Origin of the sequence: Methylobacterium pseudosasicola (assembly GCF_900114535.1) — a bacterium.
GTDB lineage: Bacteria > Pseudomonadota > Alphaproteobacteria > Rhizobiales > Beijerinckiaceae > Methylobacterium > Methylobacterium pseudosasicola.
Genome location: NZ_FOTK01000024.1, coordinates 1 through 16,403, shown reverse-complemented (window position 1 = coordinate 16,403; position 16,403 = coordinate 1). Strand labels below are relative to the sequence as shown.

General features: G+C 70.5%; 17 protein-coding genes and 1 other RNA gene. 12 read left to right on the top strand and 6 right to left on the bottom strand.

Features of this window, described 5'->3' with window-relative positions; all coding sequences use genetic code 11:
• The first annotated feature begins 109 nt into the window (after nucleotides 1-109).
• Genes BM228_RS35870 through BM228_RS21050 form a run of 3 tightly spaced genes read left to right on the top strand, consistent with a single transcriptional unit; the run spans nucleotide 110 to nucleotide 1,919 of the window.
• Nucleotides 110-244 carry a hypothetical protein gene (locus BM228_RS35870; RefSeq protein ID WP_280142341.1) on the top strand — a complete coding sequence of 45 codons (135 nt, stop codon included), beginning with the start codon at nucleotides 110-112 and terminating at the stop codon, nucleotides 242-244.
• Nucleotides 241-1,047, top strand: coding sequence for a metal ABC transporter ATP-binding protein (locus BM228_RS21055; protein WP_092043683.1), 807 nt, complete (start codon nucleotides 241-243; stop codon nucleotides 1,045-1,047). The genes BM228_RS35870 and BM228_RS21055 overlap by 4 nt, the downstream gene beginning before the upstream one ends.
• Before the next feature lie 47 nt (nucleotides 1,048-1,094).
• Nucleotides 1,095-1,919, top strand: coding sequence for a metal ABC transporter permease (locus BM228_RS21050; RefSeq protein ID WP_092043788.1), 825 nt, complete (start codon nucleotides 1,095-1,097; stop codon nucleotides 1,917-1,919).
• Here the strand turns inward: BM228_RS21050 and BM228_RS21045 are convergent, their stop codons facing one another.
• Genes BM228_RS21045 through BM228_RS21035 form a run of 3 tightly spaced genes read right to left on the bottom strand, consistent with a single transcriptional unit; the run spans nucleotide 1,920 to nucleotide 4,647 of the window.
• Entirely contained in the window at nucleotides 1,920-2,783 is an 864-nt protein-coding gene (locus BM228_RS21045; RefSeq protein WP_092043682.1) for an SDR family oxidoreductase, read from the bottom strand.
• Nucleotides 2,780-3,925: a tRNA epoxyqueuosine(34) reductase QueG gene (queG, locus tag BM228_RS21040; RefSeq protein ID WP_092043680.1), complete on the bottom strand. Its 1,146-nt coding sequence runs from the start codon at nucleotides 3,923-3,925 to the stop codon at nucleotides 2,780-2,782. Before queG ends, BM228_RS21045 begins: the two co-directional genes overlap by 4 nt.
• Nucleotides 3,926-3,954: 29 nt before the next feature.
• Entirely contained in the window at nucleotides 3,955-4,647 is a 693-nt protein-coding gene (locus BM228_RS21035; RefSeq protein ID WP_092043679.1) for a glutathione S-transferase family protein, read from the bottom strand.
• Between the two features lie 255 nt (nucleotides 4,648-4,902).
• Between BM228_RS21035 and BM228_RS21030 the strand changes: the two genes are divergently transcribed.
• From BM228_RS21030 to BM228_RS21010, 5 genes are all read left to right on the top strand, one after another.
• Entirely contained in the window at nucleotides 4,903-5,706 is an 804-nt protein-coding gene (locus BM228_RS21030) for an undecaprenyl-diphosphate phosphatase (RefSeq protein ID WP_092043677.1), read from the top strand.
• Between the two features lie 96 nt (nucleotides 5,707-5,802).
• Complete coding sequence (locus BM228_RS21025) at nucleotides 5,803-7,683, top strand: methylmalonyl-CoA mutase family protein (RefSeq protein WP_092043676.1); 1,881 nt, start codon at nucleotides 5,803-5,805, stop codon at nucleotides 7,681-7,683.
• Between the two features lie 46 nt (nucleotides 7,684-7,729).
• The gene (locus BM228_RS21020) at nucleotides 7,730-8,119 is read left to right on the top strand and encodes a hypothetical protein (protein WP_092043674.1); all 390 of its coding nucleotides are present in this window, start codon (nucleotides 7,730-7,732) and stop codon (nucleotides 8,117-8,119) included.
• A gap of 136 nt (nucleotides 8,120-8,255) precedes the next feature.
• Nucleotides 8,256-8,702: a hypothetical protein gene (locus BM228_RS21015; RefSeq protein ID WP_092043786.1), complete on the top strand. Its 447-nt coding sequence runs from the start codon at nucleotides 8,256-8,258 to the stop codon at nucleotides 8,700-8,702.
• A 47-nt stretch (nucleotides 8,703-8,749) separates the two neighbouring features.
• Nucleotides 8,750-9,469, top strand: coding sequence for a glutathione S-transferase (locus tag BM228_RS21010; RefSeq protein ID WP_092043673.1), 720 nt, complete (start codon nucleotides 8,750-8,752; stop codon nucleotides 9,467-9,469).
• A gap of 276 nt (nucleotides 9,470-9,745) precedes the next feature.
• Here BM228_RS21010 and BM228_RS21005 read toward each other — a convergent pair whose 3' ends face one another.
• Complete coding sequence (locus BM228_RS21005) at nucleotides 9,746-11,488, bottom strand: bifunctional protein-serine/threonine kinase/phosphatase (protein WP_092043672.1); 1,743 nt, start codon at nucleotides 11,486-11,488, stop codon at nucleotides 9,746-9,748.
• Complete coding sequence (locus BM228_RS21000; RefSeq protein ID WP_092043670.1) at nucleotides 11,485-13,023, bottom strand: YifB family Mg chelatase-like AAA ATPase; 1,539 nt, start codon at nucleotides 13,021-13,023, stop codon at nucleotides 11,485-11,487. The genes BM228_RS21005 and BM228_RS21000 overlap by 4 nt, the downstream gene beginning before the upstream one ends.
• Before the next feature lie 157 nt (nucleotides 13,024-13,180).
• On the opposite strand from BM228_RS21000, the gene BM228_RS20995 reads away from it, so the two are divergent.
• The 4 genes from BM228_RS20995 to BM228_RS20980 all read left to right on the top strand — a co-directional run bounded on the left by BM228_RS20995 (nucleotide 13,181) and on the right by BM228_RS20980 (nucleotide 15,900).
• Nucleotides 13,181-13,441 carry a PepSY domain-containing protein gene (locus tag BM228_RS20995; protein ID WP_092043669.1) on the top strand — a complete coding sequence of 87 codons (261 nt, stop codon included), beginning with the start codon at nucleotides 13,181-13,183 and terminating at the stop codon, nucleotides 13,439-13,441.
• A 41-nt stretch (nucleotides 13,442-13,482) separates the two neighbouring features.
• Nucleotides 13,483-13,581, top strand: an RNA gene (ffs, locus tag BM228_RS20990) — signal recognition particle sRNA small type.
• Between the two features lie 37 nt (nucleotides 13,582-13,618).
• The gene (locus BM228_RS20985; protein WP_092043667.1) at nucleotides 13,619-15,496 is read left to right on the top strand and encodes a DNA polymerase III subunit gamma/tau; all 1,878 of its coding nucleotides are present in this window, start codon (nucleotides 13,619-13,621) and stop codon (nucleotides 15,494-15,496) included.
• Nucleotides 15,497-15,576: 80 nt separating this feature from the next.
• Nucleotides 15,577-15,900, top strand: a complete 324-nt coding sequence (locus tag BM228_RS20980; protein WP_092043666.1) for a YbaB/EbfC family nucleoid-associated protein — start codon at nucleotides 15,577-15,579, stop codon at nucleotides 15,898-15,900.
• Between the two features lie 190 nt (nucleotides 15,901-16,090).
• Here BM228_RS20980 and BM228_RS20975 read toward each other — a convergent pair.
• Nucleotides 16,091-16,403 (bottom strand): transposase (locus BM228_RS20975; protein WP_139234144.1); only part of this gene is annotated, 313 nt, incomplete at its 5' end.

Sequence of the window (16,403 nt, the reverse complement as noted above, 5' to 3'; positions counted from 1 at the left end):
GAAAACCGCCGGTTGTCCGGCGGGAGTGTTACAGTGTATCACCGCCGCCCCGGACCATGCCAGTGCCCGAAGGGTCCCCGCGCCGGCCCGAGCGCGCGACGAGGACGTCTTGCCCACCACTTCTCGTTCAAGACAAGCAGTCCCGCGATCCCTGTTCCGCAGCGGCATCGGCCCGCGCCTCGCCCTCGCCGCGAGTCTTTCGGCCCTGGTCTGGCTGCTGATCGCCTGGGCGCTGACGGCATGAGCATCCGGCCCGCGACACAGAATGCCTTCCGCTTGGTCGGCCTGACACTGGGCTACGACCGGCACCCGGCGGTCCACCACCTCGACGGGGCCGTGCGCACCGGCGACCTGCTGGCTTTGGTCGGGCCCAACGGCGCCGGCAAGTCGACCCTGCTCAAGGGGATGGCCGGCGAGATCCCCTGCCTGGAGGGGCACATCGATCGCTCCGGTGACCTCGCCTACATGCCCCAGGCCGACGAGATCGACCGCAGCTTCCCGTTGAGCGTCATGGACCTCGCCGGAATGGGCCTGTGGCGGAAATCCGGGTCTTGGCGCAGCCTTTGGCGGTGGCGGCCGGAGATCGGGGCGGCGCTCGACGCGGTCGGGCTCGGCGGGTTCGAGGCGCGGCCGATCAGTACCTTGTCGGGCGGCCAGTTCCGGCGGGCGCTGTTCGCCAGGCTGATCCTGCAGGATTGCCCGGTGGTGCTCCTCGACGAACCGTTCACCGGCATCGACAACCGCACCGTCGAGGACCTGCTGGCCCTGATCCGGCTCTGGCACGGCCAGGGCCGCACCGTCATCGCCGCCCTGCACGACCTGACCCAGGTGCGCGAGCATTTCCCGACGACGCTCCTGCTCGCCCGCGAACCCGTGGCCTGGGGCCCGACCGCGCGAGTCCTGACCGCCGAGAATCTGGCGCGCGCGCGCAATCTCTCGGAAGCCTGGGACGAGGACGCCGCGATCTGCGTCGGCCCGCGACAGGCGGTTGGGCACGACCACGGCTCCCACGGCCCGGACAGCCATCACCACGAGGATGCCGCGTGATCGATCCATTCGGGCCGATCATCGCGCCGTTCGTGGAGTTCGGGTTCATGCGCCGGGCGCTGGCGGGCTGCCTCGCGCTGTCGGTCTCGGCGCCGCCGGTCGGGGTATTCCTGACGCTCCGCCGGATGAGCCTGATGAGCGACGCGATGAGCCACGCGATCCTGCCCGGCGCCGCGGCGGGCTTTTTGGTCGCCGGCCTGTCCTTGCCGGCCATGACCCTCGGCGGGCTGGTCGCCGGCTTGGTCGTGGCGTTGCTCGCCGGCGCGGTGACCCGGGCCACAGTGGTGCGCGAGGATGCCAACCTCGCGGCCTTCTACCTGATCTCCCTGGCCGGCGGCGTGTTGCTCGTGTCCCTGCGCGGCTCGCAGATCGACCTGATGCACTTCCTGTTCGGCTCGGTCCTGGCGCTCGACGACGCCGCCCTGATCCTGCTCGGCGGGATCAGCACGCTGACGCTGGTGGCGCTCGCCGCGATCTATCGGCCGCTGGTGATGGAATGCGTCGATCCGCTGTTCCTGCGCACGGTCAGCCGCAGCGGCGGCCCCGTCCACCTGGCCTTCCTGGCGCTGGTGGTGGTGAACCTCGTGGGGGGCTTCCAGGCGCTGGGCACCCTATTGGCGGTCGGTCTGATGCTGCTGCCGGCTGTGGCGGCGCGGTTCTGGACGCGCGACCTCGGCGGCCTGATCCCGATTTCGATGCTGATCGCCGCGATCGCCAGCGTGACCGGTCTCAGCCTATCCTACCACCTCGACCTGCCGAGCGGCCCGGCCATCGTGCTCGCCGCCGGCGCGCTCTACCTCGTCTCGATGCTGGCGGGCCCGCGCGGCGGCCTGCTGCGCCGCCTGATCCGCGCGCGCCACCTCGAGGCCTGATCAGGCCTGATCCTTCAACGCGGCCAAGCCCTCGCGATAGGTCGGATAGGCGAGCGTGACGCCGAGCTCGTCGCGGATCAGCCGGTTCCGCACGCGCTTGTTCTCGCCGTAGAAGCTGCGCGCCATCGGCGACAGGTCGGCGGTCTCGAAATCGATCTCTGGGGGCAGCGGCAGGCCGGTGAGCGCAGCGGCGTGCTCGGTGACGGTCTGGGGCGGCGTCGGCTCATCGTCGGTGACGTTGTAGACTGCCCCCGGCCGCGGCCGATCCAGCGAGGCCAGCAGCGTCGTGGCGATGTCGTCGACATGAATGCGGTTGAAGACCTGCCCCGCCTTCACGATCCGCTGCGAGCGGCCTTCGCGCAGCTTCACGATCGGGTTGCGCCCAGGCCCGTAGATGCCCGACAGCCGGAACACCTGCACGGCCTTGCCGGTCCGGGTGCCGAGATCGAACCAGGCCGTCTCGGCCTCCACGCGAATCCGGGACCGGGCACTACGCGGCGCGGGAGATGTCGTCTCGTCGATCCAGGCGCCGTCCTGGTCGCCGTAGACGCCAATGGTCGAGAGATAGCCGATCCAGCCGATCCGGCTCGCGGCGATCGCCTCCGCGTAGCGCCGCAACACCGGGTCGCCCTGCTCGGAGGGCGGCGCCGAGACGAGGAGCGCGTCGGTGTCGGCGAGGTCGGACGCGATGCGGGGATCGTCGGCCTCCGGCCCGAAGGCTCGTACGGCGAAGCCGGTCTCGGCGGCGAGCCGCGCGGCAGCTGCCGGATCGGTGACGGTGGCGCGCACGGTCTGGAAGCGGTCGCGCGCCCGCTCGGCGAAGCGGCGGCCGGTGAAGCCGAGCCCGAAGACGAAGAGATTCATGCCGGGGATGTCTCGCCGGCCCGGGTTTCCGTCAAGGCGGTGGCGGCGATCCACTCGTCGCGCACATGGGAATCCGTCTCGGTCGGGGCGTGCCGACGGTGCAGCGCCTGCACGGCGCCCGGTTCCAGCAGGCGCCTGCAGGCCCAGACTGCCATGCCGCGCACCAGCGGCGAATCGTCGTTCAGCCGCGCGATCGCGGATTCGGCGAGGCGCGGATCGCCGGAATTGCCGACCGCGATCATCACATTTCGAAGAAACCTGTCCCGCCCCGTGCGCTTCACCGGAGTCCCGGCGAAGAGTTTGCGGAAGGAGGCGTCGTCCAATTCGGCGAGATCGGCCAGCGCCGGCGCTTCGAGATCCGCCCGGGCGGCGAGCCGGGCATCGGCGGCTGTGCGGGCGAACTTGTTCCAGGGGCAGACCGCCAGGCAGTCGTCGCAGCCGAAGACGCGGTTGCCGATCGCCGTCCGGAACTCGTCCGCGATCGGTCCGACATGCTCGATGGTCAGGTACGAGATGCAGCGCCTTGCATCGAGGCGGTAGGGCGCCGGGAACGCGTCGGTGGGGCAGATATCGAGGCAGGCCCGGCAGGAGCCGCAATGGCCGCGCCCGGGCGCGTCGGGCTCGAACTCGGCGCTGGTGTAGATCGCCCCGAGCAGCAGCCAGTTGCCGTGCTCGCGCGACAGCAGCACCGTGTGCTTGCCCTGCCAGCCGAGCCCGGCGGCCTCGGCGAGCGTCTTCTCCATCACCGGTGCGGTGTCGCAGAAGACCTTCACCCGGACATCGCCCTTGGCGGAGAGGTAGCCGCCGAGTTCTTTCAGCCGGCCTTTCAACACTTCGTGATAGTCCCGGCGCCGGGCATAGGCCGCGACGGCGCCCCGGTCCGTCCGGGTCACGAGGTCGAGGGGGTCGTCCTCCGGGCGGTAGCTCATGGCGAGCACCAGGATGCTGCGCAGGCCGGGCCACAGGCCGATCGGGCTGGCGCGCTGGTCGGCGCGCTCTTCCATCCAATCCATCGTGCCGTGGGCGCCGTCTTCCAGCCAGCGCGACAAGCGGGCAGGCAGGTCCGGCAAACGGTCGGGCCGGGTGATCCGCAGCCCGCAGAAGCCGAGATGCTGCGCCCGCGCCTCGACGAGGCGACGCAGGTCCGCGCCGAAAGAGATCCGTCGTGGGCTCAGAAATCCAGATCCGCGTAATGCGCCGCCGGCGGCATGCCCGCCACCCGGTCGGCCAGCAGCCCCCGGAAGGAGGGCCGCGACTTGATCCGAGCATACCAGTTGCGGGCCATCTCGTCCTCGTCCCAGGGGACGTCGCCGAGATAGTCGGCACAGGAGAGATGGGCGGCCGCCGCGAGATCGGCATAGGTCAGGTTGTCGCCGGCGATCCAGCGCCGCCGCGCGATCAGGTAGCCGATATATTTGAGGTGGTAGCGCACGTTGGTCCGCGCCGCCCGGATCGCGTTCATGTCCGGCGGGCCGCCGCCCTCGTGGGCCGACATGAAGCGCTTCGAGATCTTCTCGTTGACCAGGTAGCCGGTCACCTCCGAGTCGAACTTGATCAGGAACCAGTCGAGCAGGCGCCGGACCTCGACCCGCTCCACCGTGTCGTCCGGCAGCATCCGCCGTCCGGACAGGCCGAGGCCGCGGGTCTCATCCAGGTATTCGGCGATGACCCCGGCGCCCGGCACCACGAGGCCGGTCTGCTCCAGCAGCACGGGGGTCGCCCCGGCCGGGTTGATCAGCAGGAAATCGTCCCGGCGCTCCCAGGGGCGCTCCTCGAACAGCGTCGGTTCCAGGCCCATCTCGGCGAGTACGAGACGGATGAACCGGGAATTCGCGCAGAAGGGGAAGTGGTAGAGGGTCGCCATGGAGGCCGTGCGGACTGTTCGGTCTGACGGTGCGGCCAGTCCCGCGCCGGTCGTCGGCCCAGGCGCGCAGATCTTCGGCGCGCAGGACTTCAGAGCGAGCGTTATTGCTCGATCGTTGCCGAGCCCTTAACACGCGCCGCCTGTTCCGGTAACTGCCCGTCAACCCTGATGGGCGAAGCCTCCGGGCGCAATTTTCCCATGGTCCGCGACGCGTCCGAGACGGGCGGTCGCGCGCCCGCGGCGCGAGGCTCGACAATGGATCCGGTAAGCATCGGCAAGGCGGTCCTGCTCGCCCTGGTGGAGGGCGCGACCGAGTTCATCCCGGTCTCCTCCACCGGTCACCAGCTGCTGGTCGGCCACTTCATCGGCTTCCACTCCCCCAACAACACCTTCGAGGTGCTGATCCAGCTCGGCGCGATCCTGGCGATCCTGGCGGTGTATTTCCGCCGGCTGATCGGCATCGCCACCGCGCTGCCGACCAATCCGCAGGCTCGCCGTTTCGTGATCGGCATCCTGGTGGCGTTCCTGCCGGCCGCGATCATCGGCGGCCTCTTCTCCAAGGTGATCAAGGCCTACCTGTTCAACCCGTGGATCGTCTGCGCGACCCTGGTCGCCGGCGGCCTGGTGCTCCTCGTCATCGACGACACCGATCTCGATGTGAAGAAGACCGACGTCTACGACTTCACCCTGCCGATGGACCTGAAGATCGGCATCTTCCAGTGCCTCGCCATGATCCCGGGCGTGTCGCGCTCGGGCGCCACCATCGTCGGCGCGATGCTGATGGGCGCCGACAAGCGCTCCGCCACCGAGTTCTCGTTCTACTTGGCTATGCCGACCATGGCCGGCGCCTTCGCGAAGGACCTGTTCGACAACTACAAATTCCTGTCGCGCGACGATGTCGGCCTGATCGTGATCGGCTTCATCGTCTCGTTCCTCTCGGCGCTTTTCGTGGTCCGCGTGCTGCTCGACTACGTGTCCCGCCACGGGTTCCGGCTGTTCGCCTGGTGGCGGATCATCGTCGGCGCCCTGGGCTTCGCCGGGCTGATCATCCTTGGATAACAATCCTCGCCCAAGGGGTGATTGCCTCCGGCCGAGCGGCATGCGAGGCAAGTCCCTGAAAGCGGTGCACAAGACGCCGCGGCCTGGGACGTTCCGATGGAAGACACAAAGCTCGCCGACCTGTTCGAGCCCGCCGACCGGGCGCGCTGGCTCGGCCTCGTCGACAGCGTCCTGAAGGGCGCCGATTTCGAGAAGCGGTTGGTCTCCCGGACGAGCGACGGCCTGCGGATCGAGCCGCTCTATCCCCGGGCCGACCCCACCGTTCAACCCTTCCGCGAGCCGGGACCCTGGCGGGTCTCGCAGCGGGTTGACCATCCCGAGATCGCTGTCGCCAACGCCCAGGCGATGACCGACCTCGAAGGCGGCGCCGACGCGCTGGCCCTGGTGTTTGCCGGCTCACCCGCCGCCCGCGGCTACGGCCTCACCGCCCAGAGTGTCGAAGACCTCGACGCCGTTCTGAAGGGCGTGATGCTGCCGCTGATCGCCCTGCGCCTGGACGCCGGCGCCCGCGGCCTCGAAGTCGCCGGTCTGGTGAAGGCCCTGGCGGCGCACCGGGGCGAGGACCTGTCTTCCTACGATCTCGATCTCGGCATCGATCCGGTCGGCACGCTCGCCGCCACCGGCAGCCTCGGCGCGGTCTGGAGCGAGATCGCCCCGCGGCTGGCCGCTACCGTCTCGGATCTCGAAGCGGCGGGCTTCAGTGGCCGGGCCTTCCTGGCCGATGGACGCCCCTACCACGAGGCCGGCGCTGGCGAGGCGGTCGAACTCGGCGCCGTGCTCGCCACCGCGGTCACCTATCTGCGCGCGCTGGAAGCCGCCGGCCACGACCTCGCCACCGCCCGCGACCGGATCGCGGTGCTGCTCGCCGCCGATGCCGACGAGTTCGTGACGGTGGCGAAGTTCCGCGCCCTGCGCCGGCTCTGGGCCCGGATCGAGCAGGCCTGCGGTCTGGAGCCGAAGCCCCTGCGCCTCCACGCCGAGACCGCGTGGCGGATGATGACCCGGCGCGACCCGTTCGTGAACATCCTGCGCACCGGCATGGCCGCCGCCTCGTCCGGCATGGGCGGCGCCGATGCAGTCACGGTCCTGCCCTACACCCAGGCGCTCGGCCTGCCCGACGCCTTCGCCCGCCGGGTGGCACGCAACAGCCAGATCGTCCTGCTGGAGGAATCGCACCTCGCCCGGGTCGCCGACCCGGCGGCCGGCGCTGGCGGGTTCGAGGCCCTGACCGACCAACTCGCCGAGGCGGCTTGGGCGGCGTTCCAGGCGATCGAGGCGGAGGGCGGCATCGTCGCCTCGCTCAGCGTCGGCAAGCTGCAGCGGCGTATCGAGGTCACCCGCGAGGCCCGCGCCAAAGCCGTGGCGACCCGTCGTGAGCCGCTGACGGGGGCGAGCGAGTTCCCGAACCTCGCCGAGAAGCCGGTGACGGTCCTCGACGTGAAGCCGGTCACGGCCGCACCCAGCTCGAATTTCGGCTCCGGCTCGGCGGTCGCGTGCGATGCGCTGCCCGCGGTCCGTCTGGCGGAGCCCTTCGAGGCGTTGCGGGACGCCTCCGATGCCTATCTCGCCAAGACCGGCCGCCGGCCGGCCGTGTTCCTCGCCAATCTCGGCTCGGTCTCGGCCTTCAACGCCCGGGCGACCTTCGCGGCCAACGCCTTCGCGGCCGGCGGCATCGAGGCGCTGTCGAATGACGGCTTCACCGATCCGGCCGCGCTGGCGGCGGCGTTCCGGGACTCGGGCGCCGCGCTCGTCTGTATCTGCTCCACCGACGCGATCTACGCCGAGCAGGCCGTGCCGGCCGCTGAGGCGCTGAAGCAGGCGGGCGCCGGAACGATCTACCTTGCCGGCAAACCGACGGATCTGCTCGACCCGCTGAAGGCGGCGGGCGTGGACGCCTTCCTGCATGTCGGCTGCGATCTGGTGGCCCTGCTCACCGGCGCGCTCCGCGCCGCGATGCGCCCGCCCGCGGCCTCGTAAGCCTCATCGAACCGCGCCTGCCTCGTCCCCTGCCCCATCCCCTGCCATGAGCCGAAACCGCTTTTGGTGCCTGATCGGCGCCGCCCTGATCCTCGGATACGCGATCCCCGCGGAGGCCGTCCCCCGCGGCGTCCCGATCCCGGACCGGTTCGACGGCACCTGGAGCGTCGAGATCCTGACCGAATCCGGTACCTGCGACCGGGCCTATCGCTATCCGGTGCGGATCGAGCACGGGCAGGCCCGGTTCATCGGCACCGCCTTCGTCGTGCAGGGCAGCGTCACCCGCAACGGCGTGGTGCGCGGATCGATCGCCAGCGGCATCGCCACCGCCAACGTCGCCGGCCGCCTCGGGTCGAACGGGTTCGGGACCGGCACCTGGGTCGCCTCCGGCGCCCTCGAATGCCGCGGCCGCTGGAAGGCCGAGCGGCGCGGCTGAGGCGGCGCGGCCACGGTCGCGAAATGGTCCGCATCTTGCCCGAGATCGGGCGGATGCAGCGGCCCCTCAGCCCCGATCCCGACGCAATCATGAGGGAATGCTGAACGCCATTCGGACACCCGACGAGGCCGCCCGCATGAAGTCCACGATCCTCGCCACCTTCGCCGTCCTCACGCTCGTCTCGACCGCGCAGGCTCGTCCTCACCGCCACCCGGCCGCTCCGGCGGTGAACCAGGCGGACGCCGAGAAGGTCCTGGCTCCCCTGCGACAGGCGGCGACGGAGTGCTTTGCCGAGACCGTGCTGGCCAACCCTAAGGCGACCGCCGAGGCCCGGGCCGGCCACTGGTACGAGGCCGTGGGCATCACCGGCTTCCTGTGCCGCCCGGAGGTCGCCGCGATGATCCAGGCGCATGACCGGATCTACGGTGCCAAGACCGGCGAGCGCTACTTCAAGGGCGCCTACGTCAAGCACCTCGACCAGCAGCTCGCCGAGCATCTGCAGCCGATGCTCGCCCACAAGGCGGTGGCCAGCGCCGAGCCGCCGCCCGAGAAGGTGTCCGACAGCGACGCCCCGGCGAACTGAGCGGGAACCGCTCGCGAGCGCCGCGTTTTCTCGGTCGAGGAGATGCGATGCCCTACGAGCTGCATTACTGGCCGATGATCCAGGGGCGCGGCGAGTTCGTCCGCCTCGCCCTCGAAGAAGCCGGCGTCGATTACATCGACGTGGCCCGCCGGGACGATGACGACGGCGGCATCGAGCCGATGCTCGACCGCCTCGCCGATCCCCAGAACCCGCGCCCGCCCTTCGCACCGCCGTTCCTGCGCGACGGCGCCATCGTGATCGGCCAGAGTGCCGCGATCCTGCTGTATCTCGGGCCGCGCCTCGACCTCGTCGGCGCCTCCGAGCCGGACCGGATCTGGACGCACCAGCTTCAGCTCACCATCGCGGATGCGGTGGACGAGGCGCACGACACCCACCACCCCCTCGGCGTCGGCCTGTACTACGCCGACCAGAAGCCCGAGGCGCTGCGCCGGGCCGAGGGTTTTCGCGCGGAGCGCATCCCCAAGTTTCTCGGGTATTTCGAGCGGGTGCTGACAGCCAACGGCGGCGAGCATCTGGTCGGCTCGACGCTCTCCTACGCCGACCTGTCCCTGTTCCAGCTCGTCGCCGGCCTGCTTTACGCCTTCCCGAAGGCGTCCGCCGCGGCCCTGCGCGACACGCCCCATGTCGCGCGGCTGCACGAGGCGGTGGCGCAGCGCCCACGCATCGCCGCCTATCTCGCGAGCGACCGGCGCATCCCGTTCAACGAGGACGGGATCTTTCGCCGGTATCCGGAGCTCGACGGCTGAACCTTAGAGCCTCAGCCCTTTCAAGGTGTTTGGCACAGCGCTTCGAGCGAGACGCGACGCGCTCTCCTCCCCCTTGCGGGGAGGAGTTGGAGGTGGGGGTGGTGCAGAAGGCACCTTTCCGTTCGATCCTGCACCACCCCCACCCCTGACCCCTCCCCGCAAGGGGGAGGGGAAAAGCGACTATTTTTCAAAGCGTTGGCATCAAGGGGAAACGTGTGAAGCCGCCTCGGGATGAGGTTGAGAATGGGAAAGGCCGGTCAAACAGGCTCTTCCACATTACCGGGGCGGGTGGGCGATCAGGATGCCGGCCAGCGTCAGCGCGATGAGCCCCAGCACCAGCGACAGCAGCCGCCAGAACAGCAGCGGATCCCGCTCCAGCAAGGAGGCCCGGCGCGTCTCGGTGAAGGCCGGGTTGGGGTACCGGAGGTCGTGGACGAATTCCGAGAGCGCCTGGTAGCGCCGGGCGGGATTGGGATGCACGGCCTTGCGCAGCGCCCCATCGACCCAGACCGGCAGCAGCGGCCGCACGCCCCGGGCGGAGGCGTAGCGGAGCTTGCGCTGGGCGGCCCGGGTCAGGGCCCGGGGCACCCGATCGCCGTAGGGCAGCCGGCCGGTGAGCATCTGGTAGGCGATGACGCCCACCGCGAAGATGTCGGAGGACGCGGTCGAGGGCTCGCCGAGAAAGCATTCGGGGGCGGTGTATTGCACCGTTCCCAGGATCTCGGCAGCGTCGATCCGCGGATCGCCCTCGACCACCCCGGCCACCTTGGTGGCGCCGAAATCGATGACCTGCACGGTCCCGGCTGTGTCGAGCAGGACGTTGTCCGGCCGGAGGTCCTGGTGGACCATCTCCCGCCGGTGAAAGGCCTGCACGCCCTTGGCAAGCTGTTCGATCAGCCCGCGCACCGCCTCCAGCTCGGGCGAAGCGTGGTCGCGCATCCACTGGGTCAGGGTCTGGCCCTCGACGTAGCGCATCACCGTGTAGAGGTGGCTGCGGCGGCGGGTCTGCGGATGGGCCTTGAGCACGTGCGGACTGTCGATCCGCCGGGCGATCCACTCCTCCAGGGCGAAGCGCTTGCGCTGGGCCGGGTCGTCGCGCAGGTCGAGCGACAGCACCTTCAGCGCGACCGGATCCCCCATCTCCGCATCGACCGCGAGGTAGACCCGGCTGCGCGGCCCGGAATGCAAAATGCGCAGCAGCCGGTACCCGTCGAACTCGGCCGGCGGGTCGAGCAGCGGCGCCGGGTCGAGCCCCTCGACGCCGCCGAGGAGATCGGCCGGCTCGCCCTCGGGCACGGCGTCGAGCCGCACGATCTGGACGGTGAGGTTGTCCGGGCTGCCGGCCTCGTGCGCAGCCTCGACGATCGCCCGGGCGGCGCCGTCGAGATCGTCCCCGGCCTCGGCGATCAACGCCGCCACGTCCCGGGGGCGGACATGCTCGTGGATTCCGTCGGTGGTGAGCACGAAGACGTCGCCCGCCTCGACGCTCACCGTGTGGTAGTCGATCTCGACATGCCCGCCCGCCCCCAGGGCCCGGCCGAGATAGGATTCCGCCGCCGAGACGATGACACGGTGATCTTCGGTGAGCTGTTCCAGCGACCGGCCGGCCACCCGCCAGATCCGGGCATCGCCGACATGGAAGAGATGCGCGGTGCGCGCCTTCAGCACCAGGGCGCTGAAGGTGGTGACGTAGCCCTTGTCGGCATCGTGCGGATCGAGCCCGCGCCGCGTCTGGGCGTAGAGCCAGGAATTTGTCGCCGCGATCACCCGCTGGGCCGAGGACTTCACCGACCACGTGTCGGGGGTGGCGTAGTAGTCGCTGAGGAAGCTCTTGACCGCGGTCTCGCTCGCCAGGGCGCCGACCGCGCTGCTGCTGATCCCGTCGGCGAGCGCCACCGCGATGCCCTTCAGGCCGAGCGCCGGCTGGGACGGCACCAGGGCGCCGTGAAAATCCTGATTGGCCTCCTTGCGGCCGGCCGCGCTGGCCTGACCGAGCGTGATCGTCAGCGCCTCGCTCACGCGGCGGCCGCCGACGCGTCGCCCCGGCCCCGATAGGACAAAGCTTCGGCGAGATGCAGCCGGCGCACCTGCGCCTCCCCGTCGAGATCCGCGAGCGTGCGCGCCACCCGCAGGGTCCGGTGGAAGCCGCGGGCGGAGAGCCGCATGCTCTCGGCCGCCTGCCGGATCAGGGCCGTCCCCTCCGCATCAGGCGATGCGACTTCCTCGATCAGGGTTGCCGGGCAGGTGGCGTTGGTGGTGGCGGCCGGCAGGGCGCGGGCGGCGTAGCGCGTCGTCTGGAGGATGCGGGCGGCGGCGACCCGGGCGGCGGCCTCGCGAGAGCCCTCGGCCGGCGGCGGCAGAATCAGGTCGGCGGCGGTGACCGCCGGCACCTCGATGCGCAGGTCGATCCGGTCCAGCATCGGCCCGGAGATCCGCGCCTGGTACTGCGCCATGCAGCGTTCGTTCGGCCCCCGCCGGCAGGCATAGCCCGGCTCCAGACCCTGGCCGCAGCGACACGGGTTCATGGCCGCCACGAGCTGGAAACGGGCCGGGTAGGTCACCCGGTGGTTCGCCCGGGCGATCATGACCTCGCCGGTCTCCATCGGCTGGCGCAGGCTGTCGAGCACCTGCGGCGTGAATTCGGGCAGCTCGTCGAGGAACAGCACCCCGCCATGGGCGAGCGACACCTCGCCGGGCCGGGCCCCGAGGCCGCCGCCGACCAGCGCCGCCATGGAGGCGGAATGGTGCGGCTGCCGGAACGGCCGGCGGTTCGAGAGCGCCCCGTCCTTCAGCTCGCCCGCCACCGACTGGATCATCGAGATGTCGAGCAATTCCCGGGGCGTGAGCGGCGGCAGGATCGAGGGCAGCCGGGCGGCCAGCATTGATTTCCCGGAACCGGGAGGACCGTTCATCAACAGGTTGTGGCCGCCGGCCGCCGCGATCTCCAGGGCGCGCTTGGCCCCCTCCTGGCCCTTGATGTCGGAGAGGTCCGGCAGCGGTCCCGCCAGACCGGCCACCGAGGGTTCCGGCCGGGCCATGACCTGGCTGCCCTTAAAGTGGTTGGCGAGCTGGATCAGCGAGCGCGGGGCGAGCACGTCGAGGTCGCCCCCGGCCCAGGCCGCCTCGGACCCGGTCGCGGCCGGGCAGATCAGCCCGAGGCCGCGGGCCGCCGCCGCGATGGCCGCCGGCAGCACGCCGTTCACGGCGGTGATGCTGCCGTCGAGCGCCAGCTCGCCAAGCACGCAATAACCGCCGAGCGCGTCGGCCGGGATCGCCCCGATCGCCGCCATGACGCCGAGCGCGATCGGCAGGTCGTAATGCGAGCCCTCCTTCGGCAGATCGGCCGGGGCGAGATTGACGGTGATCCGCTTGGCCGGCAGCGCCAGCCCGGAGGCGATCAGCGCGCCGCGCACCCGCTCGCGCGATTCCGCCACGGCCTTGTCGGGCAGGCCGACCACGTTGAACACGACGTTGCCCGGGATGATCTGGACCTGCACGTCGACGGACCGGGCCTCGATCCCCTCGAACGCCACGGTGGCGACGCGTGTGACCATAGGTCGGCAGTCCTGGACCCCGGAGCCGGAGCGGCGCGACGGGCAACCTTAGCTGTGCTGGAAAATCGAAGCGGGCTCAAGAGGATCGCGGATCGCGCGGAACCCGGGCGCTGTCTTCCTGTTCAAAGCCGGCACGCCATAAAAATCGGAGACCGCCATGCGCCTCGCCATCCCCCTGCTCGCCCTCACGCTGTCCGCCGGCTTCACCGCCACCGCCCGGGCCGACGAAAAGCTGCCGCCCGACCAGCAGGCCAAGGTCGAGGCCGTGCTCCGCCAGGAGGGCTTCACCAAGTGGAAGGAGATCGAGCTCGACGACGGGATGATCGAGGTCGACGACGCGATCGACGCCAACGGCAAGCAGTTCGACCTGAAGCTCGATCCCAAGACCCTGGCTGTGGTCAAGCGCAAGGCCGAGTAGCCGGCGCTTGCGTTCGTCCGAGAGCCCGGCCATATAGCCGGCGGGGGGTTGGCGAGGGACGTTTCACTCGCCAACCGGGTCAGGTCCGGAAGGAAGCAGCCCTAACGAGACCGAGCGGGTCTTCGTCCAGCCTCCCACCTCTATTTCCTGGCGCTCGGAAGCCCGACCCGACACGGCATGGACGCTTCGACCGGCACGCCTGACGACGAGCCGGGCCTGCCCGGGTTCGCAGCCACCGCCAACGCGGCGACGCCCTATCGGGTGCTCGCGCGGAAATACCGCCCCACCAATTTCGGCGACCTGATCGGCCAGGACGCGATGGTCCGGACCCTGGCCAACGGGTTCGCGGCCAATCGCATCCCGCAGGCCTGGATGCTGACCGGCGTGCGCGGGGTCGGAAAGACCACCACCGCCCGCATCCTCGCCCGCGGTCTCAACTATGCCCGGGCCGGCGTGCCCGATACCGGCCCGACCGTGTCGATGCCGGAGCTCGGCCTGCACTGCGCGGCGATCATGGAATCCCGGCACATGGACGTGCTGGAGATGGATGCCGCCTCGCATACCGGCATCGACGATGTCCGCGCGATCATCGACGGCATCCGCTACGGGCCGGTCTCGGCGCGCTACAAGGTCTACATCGTGGACGAGGTCCACATGCTCTCCGAGAAGGCGTTCAACGCGTTCTTAAAGACGCTCGAGGAGCCTCCGCCTCACGCCAAGTTCGTGTTCGCCACCACGGAGATCCGCAAGGTTCCGGTGACGATCCTGTCGCGCTGCCAGCGCTTCGACCTGCGCCGGGTCGAGGCGCCGATCCTGCACGCGCATCTCGCCAAGGTCTGCGCGGCGGAAAAGGTCGAAGCCGAGGACGAGGCGCTGGGCGCGATCGTGCGCGCCGCCGAAGGCTCCGTGCGCGACGCGCTCTCGCTGCTCGACCAGGCCATCGCCCATGGAGCCGGCGCGGTCACAGCCCAGAGCGTGCGCGACATGCTCGGGCTCGCCGATCGGGCCCGGATCCTCGACCTGTTCGAGGCGGTAATGCGCGGCGCCGTGCCGGCGGCCTTCGCCGAGTTGCGGGCGCAGTACGATTCCGGCGCCGACCCGTCGGTGGTGCTGTCCGACCTCGCGGCTTTCACCCATCTCGTGACCCGCCTGAAGGTCGTGCCCGAGACCGCCTCCGACCCGACGCTCAGCGAGACCGAGCGGGTGCGCGGCGGCGCGTTCGCGGAAAAGCTCTCGATCCGCGCCCTGTCGCGGGCCTGGCAGATCCTGCTCAAGGCGATCCCCGAGGTCCAGGCCGCGCCGCGCCCGCTGGCGGCGGCCGAGATGGCGATCGTCCGCCTCGCCTACGCGGCCGACCTGCCCACCCCCGACGAGGCCCTGCGCCAGCTCAAGGCCGAGGCCGCGGCGGCTCCGGCCGAGGAGGCGCCACCCTCCTCCAGTCGCCCGCCCCTGCCGCCGATCCCCGACCTGCGCGGCGGCGGCGGACAGGCGGCCGTGGCAGCGGCCCCCAGGCCGATGCCGGTCGCCCCGCCCGTGGCCTCCCCGGTAGCGATGGTGTCCACGGCCCCGACCGCGATGGCCGCCCCGGCGGAACGTCCGGCCGCGCCGCCCGCGCCGCGCCTGACCCGCTACGAGGATGTGGTGGCTTTGGCCGATGCCAACCGCGACATCCTGCTGAAGACTGCTCTGGAGCGGGACGTGCACCTCGTGCGCTTCGAGGAGGGGCGGATCGACTTCCGGCTGGCCCCCGGCGGCCGGGCGACGCTCGCCACCGACATCGCCGCCGCGATCCAGCGCTGGACCGGCCAGCGCTGGGTCGTCTCGATCTCGAAGGAAGAGGGCGCGCCGACCCTCGACGCCACCGTGAAGGCCGCCACAGAGACGCGTCGCGAGAACGCGGCGGCCGACCCGTTCGTGCGCGAGGTGCTGACGCGCTTCCCCGGCGCCGAGATCGTGGACGTGCGCGAGACCGCGCCGCTTCCGACTTCCGATTCGGCGATCACCGGCGACGGCGACCCGGTGCCGGCCGATGAAGTGCCCGACGACGACTTCTGAGGGGGAGGCACTGCCGCACGTGGCGGCGCGCCGAGACCATCCCCACCTAGACTGATCTTCACGCGACGAGAGAGAGCTGCATGCGCGACCTGATGGGCATCATGAAGCAGGCTCAGGCCATGCAGGAGAAGATGGGCTCCCTGCAGGCCGAGCTCGACGAGATCGAGGTGCAAGGCGCCTCCGGGGGCGGCTCCGTCCGGGTCACCATGACCGCCAAAGGCCAGATGCGCGGCGTCAGCATCGACCCGTCCCTGATGGTCGCCGACGAGCGCGAGATCCTGGAAGACCTGATCGTCGCCGCCTGCAACGACGCCCGCGGCAAGGCCGAGGCGACCATGCAGGAGCGCATGGCCGAGCTGACCAAGGGCCTGCCCCTGCCCCCCGGCATGAAGCTGCCGTTTTAGAGACCTGTCTGACGGTGCGGACTCGGAAGACGGTTCGAACACCGGGTTATCCCAATCTCTTCCCTCATCCTGAGGTGCCGGGCGATCGAAGATCGCTCGGCCTCGAAGGAGCGCTCCAGATGGCTCAGTGATCCCTGGAGGGCTCCTTCGAGGCCCGCTGGCGCGAGTTCCTCAGCGACTGTGTTGGGCGTCAAGCGGTTTGCCATGGTTTCTGATCCCGGATCATGGCGTTGAGGATGGTGAGGAGCTTTCGGGCGACGGCGACGACGGCGACGATCTTGGGCTTGCCGGCAGCGACCAGCCGGTCGCGGAACAGCTTGAGCACCGGGTTGTGCCGGCAGGCAGTCAGTGCCGCCAGGAACAGCGCCGTGCGCACGCTCTTGCGCCCGCCGGCCACCATGGCGCGGCCCTTCCACTTGCCGGACTCGCGCACGAACGGGGCGAGGCCGGCCAGCGCGGCGATCTGCCGGGCCGTGAGCCGGCCGAGTTCGGGCATCTCGGCC